Source organism: Promicromonospora sp. NPDC052451, from assembly GCF_044547525.1.
Classification (GTDB): Bacteria; Actinomycetota; Actinomycetes; order Actinomycetales; family Cellulomonadaceae; genus Promicromonospora.
The window spans coordinates 262,445-282,267 of record NZ_JBIUAP010000006.1 but is presented as its reverse complement, the minus strand read 5'-3'; the positions used below and the strand labels follow the sequence as shown (position 1 = coordinate 282,267).

The following is a 19,823-nucleotide window of genomic DNA, read 5'->3' as shown; positions in this document are numbered from 1 at the left end:
CGGTCAGGATTGGTCGTCGGGTGACCGCGTCAGCTGATGCACCGGTGTGGTCCCGGCGGGCGGCCGCACCACGACATCGATCGCGTCCGCCATCTGTTCTGGGTCTTCGTGCTCCCAGAACCGGAGCACCGTCCAGCCCTGAGCTGCGAGCACCTGGTTGGTGTCGATGTCGCGCTCGATGTTTGTCCGAAGCTTCAGCTCCCACCACCCGGCGTTCGCCTTGGGCTGTGTCGCGTGCTCGGGGCAGCCGTGCCAGAAGCAGCCGTCGACGAACACAGCAACCTTGGTACGTGTGAATGCGACGTCCATCGTGCGTCGTGGCTTGCCAGGTACCCGGTAGGTGACGCGGTAGCGGAGGCCACGGGCGTGCAGCACGCGGCGGAGATCAAGTTCCGGCTTGGTGTCCTTGCGGCGCGCGGCGCTCATGCGGCGGCTGACGTCCGGGGTCGACGCACCGGGATGGGGACGCAAAACGGCCATGGGGACACGCTATCGGTGGAGCCTGAGCACGTTGCTCGGCCCTGACCCCAATCGGTTGGGAGAACTCTCAGCACGGATCAGTGTGGTGAGGTGTTATCGCATTTCACACCAAGGCCGGCAGGGACGATGTCGGTGTCCGGCGCTACGATTCGACCCATGGCAAGTGCTCCCGACATCCCCCGGCAGATCACGGTGCTGGACCTGTTCGCGGGGTGTGGTGGGCTCACCGAGGGCTTCCATCAGTTCCGGCTGAAGCACATGGACGAGACGGCTCCACCTCTGTTCCGAAGCGTCGGCGCGGTCGAATGGGACCCTGCGGCCGCTGCGTCGTACACGATGAACTTCGGCGCTGCGTCGCCACGGAGGCGGAAGCACCCACACGAGCCGACCCAGGTTTTCTGCAGGGACATCACCGGTTGGACGCCGCCGTGGGCGAAGGGAGAGATCGAAGTCGTTGTCGGCGGGCCTCCCTGCCAAGGCTTCTCCGGACTGAACCGGAACAAGGTCGGAGCTGAGAGGAACACCCTCTGGCAGGAGTTCATCCGCATAGTTGTCGCTCTGGAGCCGAAGGTCTTCGTCATCGAGAACGTCGACCGATTCGTCAGGTCTCCCGAGTTCGAGGATCTCAAGGCGCGGATTCGCAGCGGGGACCTGAGCGGAAAGTACGTGTTGATGGAATCACCGGGCACGAAGCCAGAGGATTCCGAGCAGGTCCGGGCTCGCAACTATCTTCTGAACGCGGCAGACTACGGCGCCCTGCAGGCGCGACGGCGAGCGATCGTCATCGGCGTTCGAACCGACGTCAATTCTCTCATCGGTTCGATGAGGTATCCGAAACGCGAGCACTCCGAAGCGGCCCTCAAGCACCGGTCAACGCTTGAGGGGCTGGTGCAGCCGCGCGGCACAGAAGAGCCCTGGAACGCGATCGACCAGTTATTCGCACACACGCGGGAGCTGGACCTGAGCAGCACGGCGCTGCCTGGGCACCAAAGGTCCGTCGCAGCGACCAACGAGAGAGTGGGGCCGTTCAGGACGGATCAGTTGCACTTCACTCGGGCACCGGAGCCGGTATCGATTGCGCGTTACAGGGCAATCCCTCCCGACGGTAATCGGAAGAATCTGCGCGGCCGTTACTGGTGCCGATTTGACGACGGCGAAGAGATTCTGCTCCAAAAGGACACCGTGTACCGGGGCGCGGACGGGAAGCTTGTACTGTCGGGCTCGTACACCGAGGTGGCTGATGGCGGGGTGCTGGGCACGCGTACCTATCGGGTGAAGCAGTTCGATGCCGTGCCCCACCTTCTCCCTGGACGGTCTGGACGCAACAAGGCCGAGGCCTACGGGGTGGTTGTCGAAGACAATGGCGCGGATCGCCGAGCCACGCTCGTCTATCTCTCAACAGCTTCCTGGGACAAGCACGACTCAGGGTCTGGTGACGTCATGGGGCGGCTTCGGCTTGGTCGGCCGTCAGTCACCGTCCGGACCGAGTTCTTCAAGCCCGAGAAAGGTCGCTACCTTCACCCGACGGAGCATCGTCCGATCACGCACTACGAGGCGGCGCGCCTACAGGGCTTCCCGGACGACTTTCTGTGGAGTGGCTCCAAGACTGAGATCGCAAGGCAGATCGGAAACGCTGTTCCCATTCCGCTTGGTCGAGCGATCGCCCAGGCGATATACGAGTATCTGCGTGCGGGCGAGCGCAGGGAGGAAGAGCTCCGAGGGATTGCGTCAGCACAGGACATCGTTCCAAGGCGGTAGATCCAGGGCTGGTGGATCGAAGCTGGTTGTGGGTCAAGAGCTGCGTGCTCGTGGTCAGCGTCTTGGTCCGCGTGAGGGCGAACCACGCGACCACGACCCAGAGACAGCCCAGGTAGGCGCGCATCCCCAGGCGCAGTTCTGGCAGGAACAGCCACAGTCCGAGCAGCGAGAGCAGCGATCCGGCCAGCACGACCGTGCGGGTCACCGTCCACGTGCGGGCGAAGCGCGGGTGTGCTGCCAGCCATCGGCTGCGGCGCTCGGCCAGATGCTGCCACCATTCCCTGTGGGCGGGGGGTGGATCGATGACGGGTGCCGGGTCTTGCGCGCCAGTGAGCGACGTCGTAGTCATCGTCCGCCCCACCCCCCGGTAACCCAGCAGAACCGTACGGTGGGGGTGGTGGCGGGGCAAGGGATCCGAGCCGACCCGGTCGAGCCGGCCTGGCAGCTCGACTGCGTTCTTCGCTGCGACGCCGGAACTTCGGTGCGAGCCACACCGCCTTTACGCAGGCGGCCGCCGAGCAGTGGTCTTCAGCGCTGGGAGGTCGTGTCACTGTTGTTCGTGGGTGAGCGGTCGGTAACTACGCTCACGACATGTTCGAGTTCGAGGTCCAGAGCCTGGGGCGGATACGTCTACGCCTTGGATCCTGGCATTTCCGCACCTGGCGGTCGTACTTCATGCGGCTGCCCAAGGGTTATCGCACGCCCGAGACGATCTATGAAGTGGTCCTGCGGTCCGAGGACGACACCATGATCGCCCAGGTGGGTGCGTTCTTTGACCTGTCGGCCGCTGAGGCATGTCTGGCACAGTACGACGCGGACGCCCAGGAGCACATGGCGATCAACTACGTGAGTGTCCACTCGCGTCTCGAGGACTGGCGGCACGACCTATAGCTGGTGTGGCCGCGAGATCCCCACCCCGTACTGGCGGTACCTCGAGCTCTCCGTACGGTTGCCAACTTGTGGGGAGGTACCGGTTCGACGCCCGGAAAGCAACGACCTTCCGAGTCGTCGAGTTCTTCCAGTACTGCAGCCCGTCACTCAGAACGGCCACACCACCGGCACGTACCACACCGCCGCCACGAGAAAGAGCAGCGCGAGCGGCAGCCCGAGCCGCCAGTAGTCCCCGAACCGGTAACCCCCGGGCTGCAGCACCATCAGGTTCACAGGCGTCGCGATCGGCGTCAGGAACGCGGCGGCCCCCACCACCGCGAGGGCCATCATGAACGGCTGCACGCTCACGTCCAGCGTCTGGGCGAAGGACACCGCGACCGGCGCCATGACCAGCACCGTCGCCACGTTCGAGATGAACTGCCCCAGCACCAGCGTGAGCGCGCACAGCGCCAGCAGCGCGAGGTGCGGCGACGCGCTCCCGGTGAACCGCATCAGCAGCTCGGCCAGCATGTCCGCCGCACCGGAGGACACGAACGCCGCCGACAACGGGATCAGCGCCGCGATGAGGATCACCGTGTCCCAGGACACCGCACGCAGCCCCTGGGGCACGGTGATCACCCGCAGCAGCACGAGCGCCCCCGCCGCCAGCAGGCCGACGACCACCGGTGGCACGGCGCCCGTCGCCAGCAGCGCGATCGCCGCGACCAGCACCCCGAGGCACCGCTTCCAGCCGGCCCCGAGCGGCACGCTGCGCTGCAGGCTCTGCGAAGCCTCCACGGCGATCACGTCCGGCGACTGCGTGTAGCGGTGCAGCGCGTCCCACGGTCCGCGCACCAGCACGGAGTCACCGGCCTGCAGCGGCAGCGGGGCCGACGACGACGAACCGCTCGGCGTGTCGGTCGCCCGGCGCAGCGCGACGACGACGAGGTTCTCGTCCCGCGTGGTCATCCCCGGGCTGACCCGGCGGCCGATCAGGGTCGAGCGCGGCGCGATGAGCACCTCCACCACCCCGGCGGAGTCCGTGAAGAGCCGGCCCGCGTCGAGCTCCGCGGCGTAGCTCTCCTGCCACGAGCGCACCCGTTCGTGGGGGTCGCCGGCGACGTCGACAAGTCGCTCCGGAGCGCGCTCCGGCAGGAGGCGGTCGCCGAGGGTGACCACGAGGAACATGGTGACAAGGACGAGCGGGAGTCCCACCAGCGCGAACTCGAAGTACCCGAACTCCCGGCCGCCCGACTCGGCGGCGAGCTCCGAGACGATGACGTTCACCGGGGTGCCGGTCAGCGTCAGCATCGACCCGGCGCTCGCTGCGAACGCCACGGGGATCAGCATCTTCGAGGGCACGACGCCGGCCCGCGCGGCGGCGACGACGGCGACCGGCAGCAGGGCCGCGACCGCCCCGTTGATGCTGATGACGGCGGCGAGCAGCGCCGTCCCGCCGACCATCGTCGCGAGCAGGCCGGTGCGCCCGAGCGTGGAGCAGCGTTCGAGCTGCATCCCGATCCACGCGGTGATCCCGGTCGTCGCCAGCGCCTCGCTGAGCACGAACAGGGTGGCGATGAACAGGACGATCGGGTCGCTGAACCCGGCCAGGGCCTCGCCCAGCGGGAGCACGCCCGTGGCCCAGAGCGCCACCGGGACGAACATCGCCACGATCACGAGCGGTATCCGGTTGGTCGCGAAGCCGAGCACCGCCAGCGCCAGGATCGCGAAGGTCGCGACGAGCGGGTCGATCATGCCGGTCCTCGGCACTCGTCGTACATCGTGGTGCTCCTTCGGGCGTGGGCTGTGCCGGCGTCGTCCGGAGACAGGCTATGTTCTCGGTTGCCGTCGACGCCGTCATCGTCAGCCAGGTCACACCCTGGGGCCGCGTCCTGTCGACGGGACCAAGCGGAGTCGTTCAGAGCGCGGTGAGCGTGCGTGCAGCGCTGAGCACGATGTGGGGCAACCGCTCTGTCACCGGGAACGTGGCGGTGTCTTGCTGTAGCGCTCGAACTCGGTGATGACCTCGTCGGTGGGAGCGTCCAGGCCGTCGGCCCCGATCCTGATCGGTGTAGAAAAGCGTTCGTCGTCGCCGAAGGCGTCGTCCTCGTAGGCGGCACGGACATCGGGGGCGAGCCGGCGCAGGAGCGCCTCGGGGTGGTCGACGTGGACGAGGATGAGGAACTCGTCCACCTGCGTCGGGCCGGTGTAGTCGGGATGACCCTCCGGGACGTCGTCGTCATAGGCCGTGTTGTGGTGGAACACCTCCCAGGAGGTGACGTCGAGCCAGCGGACCCGGAGGCCGCCCCATGCCGTGAATCCTTGCTCGTCGAGCACGAGCTCGGGCGCCTGGTCCGGCACACGTCGCCTTCGCTTCCCGTCTAGAAGAAACACAGCGATGCTGACGACGACGAGGAGGGCCGCGATGACGTATGCCATCACGCGCTGTGCCGACGCCGGCCACAGGGGTCCCTGGGGGTCGAGAGAGACCCAGACGATGATCCCGGCTCCGGCGGCGAGCAGTACCGAGCAGATCGCTGCGACCTTGATCGGACTCGGCAGCTCGGGGCGAACGACATGGAACTCGCGGCGCGACGACACGCGCTGACGATAGCGCTCCGGCGTGTGCCACATCACGTCAGTCCTCTGAGCCTCATGTCTCGTTGCGCAGCCCCTCGCGCCCGTGGGGCTCGGTCGTCACGGCGTCCGGGTCGGTGCGCAGAAGGCCGTGCGAGTTTCCACAAGGGGAAAGCGTGCTTCGAGCCGGAAGGGTTCACGCGCTGGCGGGCACCAAGGACAGGATCGTGCTGATGATTGTGGACACCAGCGTGACGATCGCGACGAGGCTCGCGAGGCCCGTCTTCGCATTACCGAACAGCTGCCTCAAGCACTCGCGGAGGCGAGGATGTACGAAGAGCGTCCGGATCCGTTGCCACTTGTGCTGCTGCAGGTAGCAGCCGCGGAGGACTCCTCTGGCGTTGTTGCGGCAGGTCTTGCCCGCGGCGCGGACTGGCGCACCACACGGATTTGGCGCCTGGAAGAGCAGCCACAACAGACCCAACAGCGAGAAGCCCGCAATCGCTCCGAATCCCAGATCTCGCGTCAGCCACCCGACCGCAGCGACGACCAGCGCAGCCAACCCCCAGTAGCGCCACGTCAACCTCACCAGATCCCGCACCATCGTCGCCATGGCGTGGACCGTAGGAGGCGGCTGCATCGGGGATCAAGGCTATGTTTGTGAAGTCATTACTGTTGCATTGCTTTGTGTGGTGAGGTAAGGCCGCTTGGGGATGGTGGGTCAGCTCTACGAATGAGCCAACCCAACTTACCCACACGATCCTCCGCGAGCTCCCGTGTTGGAGGTACCGCTTCTGCTGGCGATGACTCTCCTCCGTCACCTGCGGGAGGAGGTTGCCGGGGCGTCGTCGTAGGAGTCGCCGGTCGAGGCGACCGCGCCGCCCGCGACCAGCCGTTGGGCGCAGCGAACAGCGACGTACTGAACCTTCGCAGAGCCCGAACCGCATGACCAATGTCTGATCTGTCGCTCGTCCACACTTGGCCGGTCGACCGGATCCAGGCTCAGGCTGCCGTGCCCACCAGTGTCCTTCGACGACCTCGCGCCCGCCTCGAGGACCTCTGCTCAGCCACCCTGGCAGAACCCAGTGCCACCCGTATAGCACTGTTCTCCGTTCTCGAAGGTTCTGACCTGGGGCAGAGGCCGTGGGTCGTCCCAACGAATCTGCGGGACGGCGAACAGAATTAGCGCAGCGGCGGCGGCAACCGCGACCAGCCCGTGCCAAAAAAGCGTCCACCGCCTGCGGTTGCGCAGGGCGGACCCGAAGGCCACCACAACGAGCACTACTGTGGCGACGGCCGTCACCCTATAGGTCGTGATCTGCTCGGCGTCGGGCGTGCACTCCGTGCCGAAGAAGCACAGGTACGCGGACATGAAGTTGTAGAACACGAGGATGATCGCGAGGACCGAGCCAATAGACGCAACCTTCTCGACCACCGGTGCCCACCCGCCGCGCCGGTCCGTGGGGTTCTCCTCGAGCGACCGCTCCATCCGCCACACGCTAGAGCCTCCCATCGCGTAGAGGCTCGCAAAGTCGACGGCGCTCGCGGCTGCGCGGCCCATGTCAACCCCAGGTCGACACCACCCCGGGACGATCGGAAGCATCCCGGCGAGCTCGACCAGTGTCGGCGGCCAGCGCCTGAACCACCGATTCGACGAGAGCCCTGTCGGGGGGATCCCACGGACAGGCCACCGCTCGCGGTCGGTCGAACTGTGTGCCTGTTCGCTGCTGGTATGCGTCGGGCGGGACCACCTGTTCGGCGGCTACCGATGCTCCCGCCAATGCTTCTCCAGCCACTCGACCTGCCGCTCCCGAACGGACACCTCAAGCTCCCGCCCGTGCAGCCGCTGATACTGCGGATACTCGCCCAGCTCAGGCGCGACGTCGATCCGCAGCCGCCCCGGATCCACCGAGATCAGCCCGTCGTCGAAGAGCCGGTGGATGTCCCTGCGCAGCATCAGCCCGCCATGTTCGACGTGCTGCCCGAGCTGCGCGTAGCTGTACAGGTGTCCCGCCTCCAGAACCCGCGAGGGAGCGGCACCGGTGAAGGCACAGACATTGCCCTGGCTGGAGAAGATGTGCTCGCGGAACTTCTGCTGCCCGCGCCTGACCCGGACCAGCGAGTGCCGGAAGCCGCCGACGAGTTCGAGACGCGGCTCCGAAGGTGTCTCCCACGACAGGTCGGCGGTCCGGCTGACGACCCTCTGCACGGCGCGTTCTGCGGTCGTCCCGGTCAGAGCCTGCTGGAAGGCCGGCCAGTCGAGCTCCCGGATCGAGTTGAAGCTTCCGCTCTTGAGCACGAAAGAAACGATCTCGGTCTTGCGGAGGAGCCCGTCCAGCGACGTCCAGGCAGCGTCGTAGCGTGCCGTGTACCTCGTGACGGGGACGGTGTCCGTGCGCGGCACGGTGAACTCCGCCGTGCAGTTCGGGCACCGAAAGACCGGCCTGCGTTCCGACGGCGAGCTCAACCGCGTCTTCCCGCACGTGGGACAGCGGAGCATCGTCTTGGTGGCGGGCACCTCAGCGATGTCCTCGACCACCGAGATTCCGAGCAGCACCGAACCGTCCCACAGCGCGATCGGGTCGCCCGGCCGCACGTTCTTGTGGTTCTGGACCTTGCTGTCGTAGACGTACTCGATCCCGAGCTGATCGTTGTACGCCGTGCCGCCGTCGCTGGTCATCAGTAACCAGCCGCGTCGCGCGCCAGTCGCATCCATGCGCACAGCTTGGCACGGCCCTGTTCGGGGAGGATGGGTTCGGGAGGATGAACCACATGACCCCGCTACCCGCCCCACCCCACCGCGCCCCCGACGTCGACGACGACTTCGCCGCCGGCCCCGACCCCGCGCTCTGGGTGCCGCACTACCTCCCGCACTGGACCACCCCCGACCGCTCCGCCGCGCGCTACCGCACGACCCCGGACGGCCTGGAGCTCCGCATCGAGGCCGACCAGCCGGACTGGCGCCCCGAGGACGCCCCGCTGCGCGTCTCCAACCTGCAGACCGGTACGTTCTCGGGTCCCGTCGGCTCGCCGAGGGGCACCCACCGGCACCGGGACGACGGCCTCGTGGTCCGCACGGCGACGCCGACCCGCCTGCTCTGGGCACCGTCGGCCGGACGGGTCGACCTGACGGTCAGCGCGAGCACCGACCCGGGCTGCATGCTGGCCGCCTGGCTCGTGGGCACCGAGCACGACGACGAGCGCGCGTCCGGCGAGGTCTGCGTCGTCGAGATCGACGCCGCCGCGATCGGCGCGACCACCACGGCCCGCACCGGCCTCAAGGCGCACAACGACCCGGGCCTGACCACCGACATGACCGAGGTCGAGCTGCCCTTCGACGCGACCCGGCCCCACACATGGACGGCGATCTGGGGTGCGGGGGAGACCGTGATCGGCTGCGAGGGCACGGTGCTGCGCCGCATCCCGCAGAGCCCGCGGTACCCGCTGTTCCTCATGGTCGACCTGTTCGAGATCGGCTCGCCGGGCGGCAGCTACCCGAAGACCGCCGTCGTGCACCGCGTTCGGGGCTGGCAGGAGGGCTGAGCCGCTACCCGACCGCACCGCCCACCGTCATCACCGTGACACCACCCACCACCGACTCCGTTCCGTTACCCTTCCGCTTGGAATGAACCCGACACGCCACCCCCGCCCGATGCTCGCCGCGCCCCGGCGAGAGATCACGGGCGTCCTGGCGGTCATGACCTTCGTGCTCACCGTCCTGGCCGTCCAGGTGCTGTGCGGCATCCACCCCGACGCGGGACACGCCCACCCGGCCACCTCCGTCGCGCACCACGCGACGTCGAGCCAGCCGGCGACGTCGAGCCAGCCCGTGATGTCGAGCCACCACGCGACGTCCGCCCAGCACACGACGGCCGCCCAGCACACCAGGGCCCACCACGCGCCACCCGCCGCCCACCACGGAACGACGCCCGGCCACCACGGCCACGGCCACGACCCCAGCGACTGCGCCGAGGACCGCCCGACCTCCGCCCGCTACGAGCGGACGGCGTCCCTCGCCCTCGACGTGACCGCGGCGACCAACCCCGCCCCACGCTGGCTGCTGCCCGCCCCGGCACCTCACCAGGCCCGCGCGACCGGTTACGCCGTCCTCTCGGCCGCCCCGTCGCTCCACGCCCTCGGGGTCTCCCGGACGTAGACCACCCCACCCGCCGACGCCACCCCCACACCCGGTGTCGGCCGGTCCCGCGCGCCCTGATCCCAGGTCGCGCCTGTGGTTCTACCCCGATCCGAAAGGTCCCAGCCTTCATGGAGCCCAGCTTCAACCCCCACCCGGCCGCGAACGGCCGGGGTCGTCACCGGGCGGCGCGCCGCCCCCTCCTGGCCGACGTCGCCCGAGCCGCCACCGAGCAGGCCGGCGCGATCGCCGGCCGCACGGCCGTGGTGGCCGCGGCCGGTTCCGGCGTGCTGCTCTCCCTGGTCGCGGCGCCGGCCCACGCCGCCCCGGCCACGGAACTGGCCGGCAGCCCCGTCCAGGGCGCTCTCAACACGGCGGACATCAACGCCCTGGCCGACCAGGCCAAGCAGGCCGTCGCCGCCGCACCCGTCGTCACGGTCGCCACCGACGCGGAGCTGAAGGTCGAGAGCGCGGCCGTCTCGGTGGTCTCCGCGGCCGAGAACGAGGCGTACCAGGCGGAGCTCGCCGCCGAGGCCGAGGCGCAGGCGGCCGCTGAGGCCAAGGCGGCGGGCGCCGCCGTGGTGTCCATCGGCATGCGGTACCTCGGCGTGCCCTACGTGTGGGGCGGTTCGACGCCCGCGGGCATGGACTGCTCCGGGTTCACGTCCTACGTGTACGCCCAGGTCGGCATCGACCTGCCCCGGACGTCGTCCGAGCAGCGGTACGCCGGCCCCGTGGTGTCCTGGTCCGACGCGCAGCCGGGCGACCTGATCTGGTCGCCCGGGCACATCGCGATCTACGCCGGCGACGGCATGCAGATCGAGGCGCCCGTCCCGGGCCAGACCGTCCGGTACACGCAGATCTGGCAGTCCAACCCGACGTTCATCCGCGTGCTCTGACCCCGCGTGAGGGGCGGGCACGACGTCCGCCCCTCACCCGAGCAACCCGGACGCCGCAGCCGCGTTCGACGACGGCGTCGCCGCACCGACACCCCGGCCCTGCCCAGAGCCGTGGCCGCCTCGGCACAGAACCCCTCACCAGCACCGCGGCACCGGCACGCTCCAGCTCGTGTTCGACCGGTTCGACACGTAGTAGTCGCTCACCCACCGCCCGTCGGCCAGCCGGTCCCACACCGACGTCGTCCCCACCCGGCTGCCCGACTTCTGGCACATCACCGCCGCCAGCGCCCCCCGCCGCAGCGGGCTGCCCGTGGTCGGGTACGACGCCCCGGGTCCCGTCCGGGCGTTGAGCGAGTCCGTGCTCACCTGCCCGGGATAGGTGCAGCGCGGCACCCCGGGGGAGAAGCCCGTGTTCGACGGCGTGGAGACGAAGTAGTCCGTGACCCACGCGCCCGTGGTGAGCCGGTTCCACACCGTCGTCGTGCCGACCTGCTGCCCGGTGGTCTGGCACACCACGGGGAGCGTGGCGCCCGGGGCATAGGTGCGTACGGCGGTGGCGGTGGTGCGCGGTCCCGAACGCGCCGTCAGCGCGCTGCTGCTCGTCACCTCGTAGGCGCGGGCGACCGATGCCACCGGGGCCTTGATCGCGTCGGAGTCCACGTTGATCGTGACGCCGCCCCACGTCTCTTTGTGGTCGCCCTGGAACTGCTTGGCGCGCTGGGCGGCACCCCACTGCCAGTTCGGCGCCGTCGGCCAGCCGGTCAGGGAGCTGTTGCCGTCCCACCGGGCCATCCACACCGCGTCCGGGCGGGCGTAGGAGGTCCAGTTGTACGACTCGGACAGGTCACGCAGCCCCGAGTCCTGGTGCACGTAGACGCCGGCCACGTAGCCCGCCGCGTGCAGGGACTTCGTCCACGCCGAGACGTACCGCCGCACCGCGGTACGGCAGCCGGAGTCGGTGCGGTCGTAGTGCTCGACGTCGGCGTACAGGCCGCTGCCCGGCAGCAGGCCGAGGTCCTGGGCCTTGGCGACGGCGTCCGCCGCGTCCGAGTTTCCCCGGGCGGTGGCGTTGGACGGGTAGTAGCGGTTCGGCTTGTCGCCGAACATGCACGACGGCTGGTACCCGAAGTAGGTGGGCAGCAGCCGCCACCCCGCCACGGTCGCGTTCCGCACCCACGCGGCGGTCAGGTTCGGCTGCGCGCAGCCGCGGTTGTTGCCGCCGAAGTACATGTTCACCGCCGTGTAGGGCGACGTGCCCTTCCACGCGTTCAGCGTGGCGAGCGACGGTGCGGTGCACGCGTCGAAGCCGAGGCGGTTCGCGCGGGTCACGGTCGAGCCGGACGGGTAGACGATCGGCGTCTCGGGCTCGGCCGACGCCGGGGCCGTGAACCCGGCCAGGACGAGCGCCAGGCTGCCGCCGAGCACGGCCAGCGCTCGGACGAACGTGCGGGTGACGGACATGGCGCACCTCCGGGAGACGGATCAGGTCACCTGACCGCAGGGTGCGCCGTCCGCCGCCGTCGGGGCAGGGACGGACGGCCCGGATGCGCGGGACGTTGGTCTTGCGTCCCGGGACGTCTCCTCGACATGCCTGGCCGGTGGCCAGGACCCGAGCAACCCGGTCCCACCGCTCGGCGGCGCACCTCACGCAGGAGGTCGCCGCCGAGCGTGGTGAGCGTTTCCGTTCAGGACGGACGCGGGGCACCAGGGCCGGCAGCCACCGGTGCCGGCGTGCCCGCCGTGACGGCGGGAGACCCGCCACGACCCGCCCGACCGAAGGTCGGCAGGTCGAAGAGCCAGGTCGCGCCCGCGTCCATCAGCCACGAGTGCAGCGTGAGGCAGACGCTGACCAGCAGTGCCACCAGCACGATCGGCAGCACCACCGCCAGCACGAGCTGCACGCCGGTGCCCGCCGCGGAGAACGGGCCCACCAGGGCCGCCGCCACCAGCGCCAGCAGCGGCATGTGCATCACGTAGATCGGCAGCGTCTGCTGCCCGAGCCGGGCGAGCAGCGGGCCCACCCGGCGCAGACGGTCGAGCTGGACGGCGGCGGCGACGCCGAGGGCCACCGCGAACAGGCAGATCGCCGGCCACACGCCGAACACGTACTTGGCGTCCAGCACCTGGATGGCCACCATGAGCACGACGTAGACGGCCCCGCCCACCAGGAGGTGCCAGAGCTTGGTCACCTGGGCCCAGCGCTCGACCAGGGGCCGGAACCGGAGGCCGAGCAGGAAGAAGAACAGGTTCTGGTAGAGCTGGCCGCGGTTGCCGGGCGCGTCCAGCAGGCCCGCCGAGGCGATCGCCGACAGGGCCAGCGCCGGCACGAGCACGGCCCACGTCGGCAGCTTCCGGGTCACCTTGGCGATGACGAAGTACACCGCCAGCGCCAGGAGGTACCAGAGGTTGGTGGGCGTGATGGTGATCTGCTCCAGCACGTCCAGGGCGTTGCGGGCGGACAGCGTGTCGAAGTCCGGGACCATCGACAGCACCGTGGTGTGCACCACGAACCACAGCAGGTAGAGGTAGTAGAACCGCGCGATCCGGCTGCGCGCCACCACCGACCACGGCCGCGCCGTCGCCGACAGCGCGAACATGCCGGAGATCATGAAGAACACCGGCATGCGCAGCGGCAGCAGCATGTCGCCGAACGCACCCCACAGGCCCGGCAGCGGCACCGGCAGGTGCCAGTCGATCGCCAGGTACATCTTCATGATCACGTGCCACAGCACGACGAGCAGGATGCAGACACCCTTGGCGACGTCGGCCCAGCCGGCCCGCGGCTTCTTGGCCGCCGCGGGCGCCACCACCGGGATCGGGACGGTCTGTGCCGCGCTGCTCGGTGCGCTCACGACAGGATGGCGGGGACCGGCCCCCGTGCCCGCGCCGTGTCGATCAGGATGTCCAGCAGCTCCGGGTACTCGGTGCCCACGGCCTTCCACATCCGCGGGAACTGCGACATGGAGGTCAGGCCCGGGATGGTGTTCACCTCGTTGACCGTGGGGACCACCTCGCCGTCCACCTCGGGCAGGAAGAAGTCCACGCGGAGCAGGCCGGAGCAGCCCAGCTCGCGGAACACCTCGACCGCCACGGCGGCGAGCTGGTCGCCGATGCGCGGGTCCAGGTCGGCCGGCACCACGAAGTCGGTGTGGCCCGCCTCGTACTTGGCCTCGTAGTCGAACCAGCCGTGGTCGTCGACCACCTTGATCTCCAGGGGCGGGCTGGTCAGCAGCCGGCCGTCCGGGAGCTCCAGCACGCCGAGGTCGATCTCCCGCCCGGGGACGGCCGCCTCGACCAGCACCTTGGTGTCGCTCTCGCGCGCCGTCTCCAGCGCGGCCGGGAGCTGGGCCCAGTCGTCCAGGCGGGTCACGCCCACGCTGGAGCCGCCGCGCGACGGCTTGACGAAGGCGGGCAGGCCGATGCGCTCCATGTCCTGCGGCGACAGCTCGTCGTCCGCCGTCCGCAGCACCGCACCCGGCGCGACGGGGATGCCGCGCGTCGAGAGCACCCGCTTGGTGAAGTCCTTGTCCATGCTCGTGGCGCTCGCGAGCACGCCGCTGCCCATGTAGGGGACGCCGGCGAGCTCCAGCACGCTCTGCACCGTGCCGTCCTCCCCGAACGGCCCGTGCAGGATCGGCAGCACCACGTCGGCGTCGCGCACCGCGTCGATGGCGCGCGCGAGACTCTCCACCACGCTGGGCAGCACGGCGGGCTCCGGCGTCATCGCCCGCAGGGCGGCGTCGTCCACGTCGGCCGGTCCGGCGTCCGTGCCCACCACCCAGTGCCCCGTGGTCGTGATGCGGATCGGCACCACCTCGTAGCGGTTGCGATCGAGGTGCTGCACCACGCTGGCGGCGGAGCGGCACGAGACCTCGTGCTCGGTGTTGCGTCCGCCGAACAGCACGACGACACGGGTTCTTCTCGGCATCGGTCTCTCAATCTCGGGACATGTCCGGTCACGCGACCACGGCCTCGGCGGCCGCGCACGACGGGGCGCGCGTGGGCGCCCCGGGCCCGGATCCTCGTGCAAGGCACCGCTCGACCTCAAGGCGACGTACTGCCCGGTTCACGGCTCACCGGAGAAAATACCCTAGACTCTGTGACTCTCGCTGACACCGAAGATCGGGCACCTGCTCCCCGTCTGATCACTGCGACGAACACTGAACGGACTGGAGTGTGAGCAGAAACCTCCGGAAGGGTGCCGCCGTGCAAGTACCGACCTCCCCGCCTCGGGCGACGGACGCGATCTCCCGGCCGATGGACGTGATGGCGGAGGCGGTGGTCGACCTGGACGCCATCGCGCACAACGCGCGCACCTTCGTCTCCCGCACCGGGGCCGACGTCATGGCGATCGTCAAGGCCAACGGGTTCGGCCACGGCGCGACCCGGGCGGCGAAGGCCGCCCTGGCAGGCGGCGCCACCTGGCTGGGCGTGTCCAGCCCCACCGAGGCGCTCGCCCTGCGGGCCGACGGCATCACCGCCCCCATGCTGGTCTGGCTGTACCCGCCGACCGAGACCTTCGAGAAGGTGCTCCTGGCCGGGATCGACGTGTCGGTGGCCACCACCGAGGCGCTGGAGACGGTCGCCGAGGCGGCGCGGGCCACCCTGCACGTCGCGAACGTGCACCTCAAGCTCGACACGGGCATGTCCCGCGGCGGTGCCCGCGCCGAGGACTGGCAGCCGCTCTTCGAGCGCGCCAGCCTGCTGCACCGGGAGGGTGCGGTGCGGGTGCGCGGCATCTGGTCGCACCTGGCCAGCGCCGAGGAGCCGGAGATGAACGGGCTCCCGGAGCAGCTCCTGTCCTTCGACGTCGCACGCCGGCTCGCGGCCGACGCAGGGCTCGACCCGGAGATCGTGCACGTGGCCAACTCCGCGGCGGCGCTGCGCCTGCCGGAGAGCCGGTTCGACCTCCAGCGGGTGGGCATCGGCCTGTACGGCGTCGAGCCCGTGGCCGGGGTGAGCCACGGCCTGCGCCCCGCGATGACGGTGCGCGCCCAGGTGGTGCTCACCAAGCGCGTCCCGGCGGGCACCGGGGTCAACTACGGCCTCGACTACGTGACCAGCGCCGAGACCACCCTCGCGCTCGTGCCGCTCGGGTTCGCCGACGGCGTCCCGCGGCAGGCGGCCGGCGTGGCGGAGTTCCAGCTCAACGGGGTGCGCTGCCCGGTCGCGGGCCGGGTGGCCATGGACCAGGTGGTGCTCGACGTCGGCGACCTGCCCGTGCGTGCGGGCGACGTGGCCGTCATGTTCGGCCCCGGGGACCACGGCGAGCCCACGGTGCACGACTGGGCGCGCTGGGCGGGCACCAACACGAACGACATCCTGACCGGCATCGGCCAGCGCGTGCCCCGGCGATACGAGCCGCAGCAGTGACCCGGACCGCCAGCGCGGCCGTCGGCGTGGTCGCCGTCGTCGCCGCCTTCCTCGTCGAGCGTCACTACCTGCAGGTGGCGTGGGTGATCGACCTGCCCGTCCCCGTCGTGTGGTGGTGGCTGGGCGCCGTCCTGGGCGTGCTCGGGCTGCCGCTGCTGCTCACCTCGCTGGGCCGGGCGGTGGAGCAGCCGGCCATCGGGAGCTGGCGGCGCCTGCTGCTCGGCTGGACGCTGCCGCTGCTCGTGGCGCACGTCGCGTGGCTGGGGTTCACGCTCGTCGTGCTGCGCCAGTTCAACTCCGGCTTCACCGGCATCCCGGCCCGGGGCCTGCCCGAGATCGTCCCGCTCGTGCTGCTGCCCCCGCCCGAGTACTCGCTGCTCTGGTCGCTCGCCCTGGCCCCCCTCGTGGCGCGACTGACCTGGCGGCTGCCGACGGCCGTCGTGGTCGCGGGCCTCGCCGCGCTCACGCTGCTGACCCCGGCGGTCACCTTCCTGGTCTTCCTGCTGGCCGGCCTGCGGCTGGGTGCGGTGGCCGACCGCCTCGCGGAGACGGCCGACCGGCGGGCGCTGGTGCAGCGCGGGGCCGTCGCCCTCGTGGGCGCCTCGGTGCTCGGCGTCCCGCGCTTCCCCGACGACCTGGCCGTCGTGGTGGCGGGGCTCGCGGTGCTGCCGTTCGCCCTGACCCTGGTCGCGCGGATCTCCGCGGGCCGGTTCGGCCACCGCGGGCTGACCCGGGTGGGCACCGCCGCCGTGGCGATCTACCTGGTGCAGATCCCGGTGCTCGCGCTCGTGGACCACGCGGCGCTGGCCCGGCTCGGGTACGTGGGGCAGGGCGCGCAGTACGCCGTGGCGGTGCTGGAGCCGCTGGTGCTCACCGCCGTCGTCGTGCTGTGCGGCGTGGTGGCCACGGCGCTCGTGGAGGTGGTGGCCCGGCGCCTGCGGCCGCGCGGCGGCGCGGGCTCGGCGCCCACCGTCCCGGGCCCCGCGCCCGTTCTCTCGGAGGTGGACCGATGACCGCACGACGGACCGCCCGTCCGGCGGCCGCGCTCGTGGCGGGTGCCACGCTGCTGGCCCTGGCGGGCTGCGCCACGGCGTCGGCAGGCACGGAACCCGCTGAACCGCCCGAGATCACCCTGACGTTCGCGGGGGACGCGCACTTCGAGGACCGCGTGGCCGAGCTGCTGGACGACCCGGACACCGCGTTCGGCCCGGTGGCCGACGAGCTCTCGGACGGCGACCTCACCCTGCTCAACCTGGAGACCCCGATCACGTCCCGGGGCGTGCCCGAGGACAAGAACTACCTCTTCCGGGCGCCCGACGCCGCGGTGCCCGCGCTGACGGCGGCGGGCGTCGACGTGGTCAGCCTGGCCAACAACCACACCATGGACTACGGGCTGCCCGGTCTGGCCGACACCGTGCGCAAGGCCGCCGCGGGCGGGCTGACCACCGTCGGGGTGGGGCCCGACGCCGACGCGGCGTACGCGGCCGTGCACCGGACCGTCCAGGGCGTCGACGTCGCGATCCTCGCGTTCAGCCAGGTCGACGACCTCGCCGAGGAGTGGGCGGCCACCCCGGACCGGGCCGGCATGGCGATGGCGTTCGACACCGAGCGGGCCTACGCGGCGGTGCGTGAGGCGCGGGCGGACAGCGACCTCGTGGTCGTGCTGCCGCACTGGGGCGCCGAGTACGACGCCTGCCCGACCGGCCGCCAGGCCGAGTTCGCCCGCGGCCTGGTCGACGCGGGCGCCGACATCATCGTGGGCTCGCACGCCCACGTGCTCCAGGGCGCGGGCTACCTCGACGGGGCCTACGTGGCCTACGGGCTGGGCAACTTCCTCTGGTACAGCGAGGGGCTGGACGAGCCGTACAGCGCCCGGGCCGGGGTGCTGCGGCTGACCGTGCAGGGGCGCGAGGTGGTCGACTCCGAGTTCGTCCCGACGGTGATGACGAGCACCGGACAGCCCGAGGTGCTCACCGGCTGGCGGGCCGACCTGGCCCGGCACAACTACGACGGGCTCCGCGCCTGCACCGACCTGTCAGGAGTCTCATGACCTCCAGCCTGCCCGCCGCTCCCTCGGGCCAGGAGACGCCGCGCGTCGCGACGCTCCCCGCACCCGGGGGCGACGGCGAGATCGTCCTGCTGTCCGACTCGCGCGTGTCCCGGATCCCGGTCGAGGAGTCCGACGAGCCCCTGGTGGTGCTCGACGAGAGCTTCGGCCCGGCCGGCGCCCTGGTCCGCGCGAGCGTCGCCACCCGGCTGCGGCGGGCGCAGGGCCTCCTGCCGGACGGGCTGCACCTGGAGGTCGTCGAGGGACACCGGCACCCGGACGACCAGCAGCGCATCATCGACACCTACGCCGCCGAGGTGACCGCCGAGCACCCGGGCATCGACGCCGACCGGCTCGAGATCCTGACCAGCCGCTTCGTCTCGCCGATCGCCGTGGCGCCGCACGTGGCGGGCGCCGCCACGGACCTCACGCTGGCCGACGCCGACGGTCCCCTCGACATGGGCACCCCGATCGACGCGACGCCGGAGCAGTCCGGGGGCCGCTGCTACTTCGACGCGCCGGACATCTCGCCCGAGGCCCGGGCGCTGCGGGGCGTGCTGGCCCACGCCCTGGGCTCGGCCGGGATGGTCAACTACCCGACCGAGTGGTGGCACTGGTCCTACGGCGACCGGTACTGGGCGCTCGTGACCGGCGCGCCCGCGGCGCTCTACGGGCCGGCGACGCCGCCGTCCTGACGGACACGCCGTCGTCCGGACGGCGAGGCCGCCGTCCCCGACGACGGCGGCCGGTCAGGACGCCGGGGTGAGCCGGCGCCCCAGGAAGTCCCGCATCAGGTCCGCCACCTCGGCGCCGGCGCTCTCCAGCAGGAAGTGCCCGCCGTCGAGCAGGTGGACCTCCGCGTCGTGCGCGTCCCGCGCGAACGCCTCCGCGCCGGCGGGCGCGAAGATCTCGTCGCCCCGGCCCCACACCGCGAGCACCGGCACGCCGCTCTCGCGCAGGTAGGCGTGCAGCCGCGGGTACAGGGGCGGGTTGCTCGCGTAGTCGCCGAACAGGGCGAGCTGCACCGCGTCGTTGCCCGGGCGGGACACCAGCGCGTGGTCGTGGTGCCACGTGTCCGGGCTGACGAGCGTGGGGTCGGGCTCGCCCGTCAGGTACTGCCAGCGGATCGCCTCCAGGGTGAGTGCGCCGCGCACCCCGGCCTCGGTCTCCGGCGTCCGCTCGCGCCAGTAGTCCCGGACGGGGCGCCAGAACTCCTCGACGAAGCCCTCCTCGTAGCCGTTGCCGCTCTGGGTGACGATCGCGGTGACGGACCCCGGGTCGCGCAGCGCGAGGCGCCAGCCGACGGGGGCGCCGTAGTCCTGCACGTAGATCGCGAACCGCCTGACGCCGAGCTGCGCCAGCAACCCCTGGGTCAGGTCCGTGAGCAGGTCGAACGTGTAGTCGACCTGGTCGGCCGGCGGGGCGTCGGACAGGCCGAACCCGAGGTGGTCGGGGGCGATGACGTGGTACCGGTCCGCGAGCCGGGGGATCAGCTCGCGGAACATGTGCGAGCCCGCCGGGAACCCGTGCAGCAGCACGATCACGGGCGCGTCGGCGGGACCGGCCTCCCGGTAGAAGAGCCGGTGTCCGGCGACGGTGGCCCAGCGGTGGTGGACGGCGCTCATTTCTAACCTCTTTCGATTGGTTTGATGGTTAGAACCACAGCAGACCGTCGTGTAACCTG

19 protein-coding genes are annotated in these 19,823 nt (G+C 70.8%); 9 read left to right on the top strand and 10 right to left on the bottom strand.

The window, feature by feature from the left end:
- Positions 1-3: 3 nt before the first annotated feature.
- Positions 4-480, bottom strand: a complete 477-nt coding sequence (locus tag ACIG47_RS13170) for a very short patch repair endonuclease (RefSeq protein ID WP_397431255.1) — start codon at positions 478-480, stop codon at positions 4-6.
- A gap of 156 nt (positions 481-636) precedes the next feature.
- Here ACIG47_RS13170 and ACIG47_RS13165 point away from each other — a divergent pair, with 156 nt between their 5' ends.
- Both ACIG47_RS13165 and ACIG47_RS13160 read left to right on the top strand, forming a co-directional pair.
- Positions 637-2,238: a DNA cytosine methyltransferase gene (locus tag ACIG47_RS13165; protein ID WP_397431253.1), complete on the top strand. Its 1,602-nt coding sequence runs from the start codon at positions 637-639 to the stop codon at positions 2,236-2,238.
- A 591-nt stretch (positions 2,239-2,829) separates the two neighbouring features.
- On the top strand, positions 2,830-3,129 hold the full coding sequence (locus ACIG47_RS13160) for a hypothetical protein (protein WP_397431252.1): 300 nt from the start codon (positions 2,830-2,832) through the stop codon (positions 3,127-3,129).
- Positions 3,130-3,276: 147 nt separating this feature from the next.
- On the opposite strand, the gene ACIG47_RS13155 is transcribed toward ACIG47_RS13160, so the two are convergent.
- The 5 genes from ACIG47_RS13155 to ACIG47_RS13135 form a co-directional block, all read right to left on the bottom strand.
- A complete protein-coding gene (locus tag ACIG47_RS13155) occupies positions 3,277-4,863 on the bottom strand; it encodes an SLC13 family permease (protein WP_397431250.1) in 1,587 nt (528 codons plus the stop codon).
- Between the two features lie 219 nt (positions 4,864-5,082).
- Entirely contained in the window at positions 5,083-5,709 is a 627-nt protein-coding gene (locus ACIG47_RS13150; protein WP_397431248.1) for a hypothetical protein, read from the bottom strand.
- 172 nt (positions 5,710-5,881) lie between these two features.
- Positions 5,882-6,298, bottom strand: a complete 417-nt coding sequence (locus tag ACIG47_RS13145; protein ID WP_397431245.1) for a hypothetical protein — start codon at positions 6,296-6,298, stop codon at positions 5,882-5,884.
- A 450-nt stretch (positions 6,299-6,748) separates the two neighbouring features.
- Positions 6,749-7,174 (bottom strand): DUF6234 family protein, encoded by a 426-nt coding sequence (locus ACIG47_RS13140; protein WP_397431242.1) that lies wholly within the window; start codon positions 7,172-7,174, stop codon positions 6,749-6,751.
- Between the two features lie 273 nt (positions 7,175-7,447).
- Positions 7,448-8,401, bottom strand: a complete 954-nt coding sequence (locus ACIG47_RS13135; protein ID WP_397431240.1) for an HNH endonuclease — start codon at positions 8,399-8,401, stop codon at positions 7,448-7,450.
- Between the two features lie 56 nt (positions 8,402-8,457).
- Here ACIG47_RS13135 and ACIG47_RS13130 point away from each other — a divergent pair, with 56 nt between their 5' ends.
- The 3 genes from ACIG47_RS13130 (at position 8,458) to ACIG47_RS13120 (ending at position 10,719) form a co-directional block, all read left to right on the top strand.
- The gene (locus ACIG47_RS13130; protein WP_397431239.1) at positions 8,458-9,228 is read left to right on the top strand and encodes a hypothetical protein; all 771 of its coding nucleotides are present in this window, start codon (positions 8,458-8,460) and stop codon (positions 9,226-9,228) included.
- An 82-nt stretch (positions 9,229-9,310) separates the two neighbouring features.
- Complete coding sequence (locus ACIG47_RS13125; RefSeq protein ID WP_397431238.1) at positions 9,311-9,841, top strand: hypothetical protein; 531 nt, start codon at positions 9,311-9,313, stop codon at positions 9,839-9,841.
- Between the two features lie 110 nt (positions 9,842-9,951).
- Positions 9,952-10,719 (top strand): C40 family peptidase, encoded by a 768-nt coding sequence (locus tag ACIG47_RS13120; RefSeq protein ID WP_397431236.1) that lies wholly within the window; start codon positions 9,952-9,954, stop codon positions 10,717-10,719.
- Between the two features lie 135 nt (positions 10,720-10,854).
- Here ACIG47_RS13120 and ACIG47_RS13115 read toward each other — a convergent pair whose 3' ends face one another.
- The 3 genes from ACIG47_RS13115 to ACIG47_RS13105 all read right to left on the bottom strand — a co-directional run bounded on the left by ACIG47_RS13115 (position 10,855) and on the right by ACIG47_RS13105 (position 14,647).
- Positions 10,855-12,180, bottom strand: a complete 1,326-nt coding sequence (locus tag ACIG47_RS13115) for a glycoside hydrolase domain-containing protein (RefSeq protein WP_397431234.1) — start codon at positions 12,178-12,180, stop codon at positions 10,855-10,857.
- A 224-nt stretch (positions 12,181-12,404) separates the two neighbouring features.
- Positions 12,405-13,571: an acyltransferase family protein gene (locus tag ACIG47_RS13110; protein ID WP_397431232.1), complete on the bottom strand. Its 1,167-nt coding sequence runs from the start codon at positions 13,569-13,571 to the stop codon at positions 12,405-12,407.
- Positions 13,568-14,647 carry a D-alanine--D-alanine ligase family protein gene (locus tag ACIG47_RS13105; RefSeq protein ID WP_397431231.1) on the bottom strand — a complete coding sequence of 360 codons (1,080 nt, stop codon included), beginning with the start codon at positions 14,645-14,647 and terminating at the stop codon, positions 13,568-13,570. The genes ACIG47_RS13110 and ACIG47_RS13105 overlap by 4 nt, the downstream gene beginning before the upstream one ends.
- Before the next feature lie 278 nt (positions 14,648-14,925).
- On the opposite strand from ACIG47_RS13105, the gene alr reads away from it, so the two are divergent.
- The 4 genes from alr to ACIG47_RS13085 are packed head-to-tail and all read left to right on the top strand — an operon-like array spanning position 14,926 to position 18,834.
- Positions 14,926-16,092 (top strand): alanine racemase, encoded by a 1,167-nt coding sequence (gene alr, locus ACIG47_RS13100; RefSeq protein WP_397411516.1) that lies wholly within the window; start codon positions 14,926-14,928, stop codon positions 16,090-16,092.
- Entirely contained in the window at positions 16,089-17,105 is a 1,017-nt protein-coding gene (locus ACIG47_RS13095) for a hypothetical protein (RefSeq protein WP_397431229.1), read from the top strand. Before alr ends, ACIG47_RS13095 begins: the two co-directional genes overlap by 4 nt.
- A complete protein-coding gene (locus ACIG47_RS13090) occupies positions 17,102-18,142 on the top strand; it encodes a CapA family protein (protein WP_397431227.1) in 1,041 nt (346 codons plus the stop codon). Before ACIG47_RS13095 ends, ACIG47_RS13090 begins: the two co-directional genes overlap by 4 nt.
- A complete protein-coding gene (locus ACIG47_RS13085; protein ID WP_397411511.1) occupies positions 18,139-18,834 on the top strand; it encodes a M15 family metallopeptidase in 696 nt (231 codons plus the stop codon). Before ACIG47_RS13090 ends, ACIG47_RS13085 begins: the two co-directional genes overlap by 4 nt.
- 54 nt (positions 18,835-18,888) lie before the next feature.
- Here ACIG47_RS13085 and ACIG47_RS13080 read toward each other — a convergent pair whose 3' ends face one another.
- Entirely contained in the window at positions 18,889-19,764 is an 876-nt protein-coding gene (locus ACIG47_RS13080; protein WP_397431225.1) for an alpha/beta fold hydrolase, read from the bottom strand.
- Positions 19,765-19,823 lie beyond the last annotated feature (59 nt).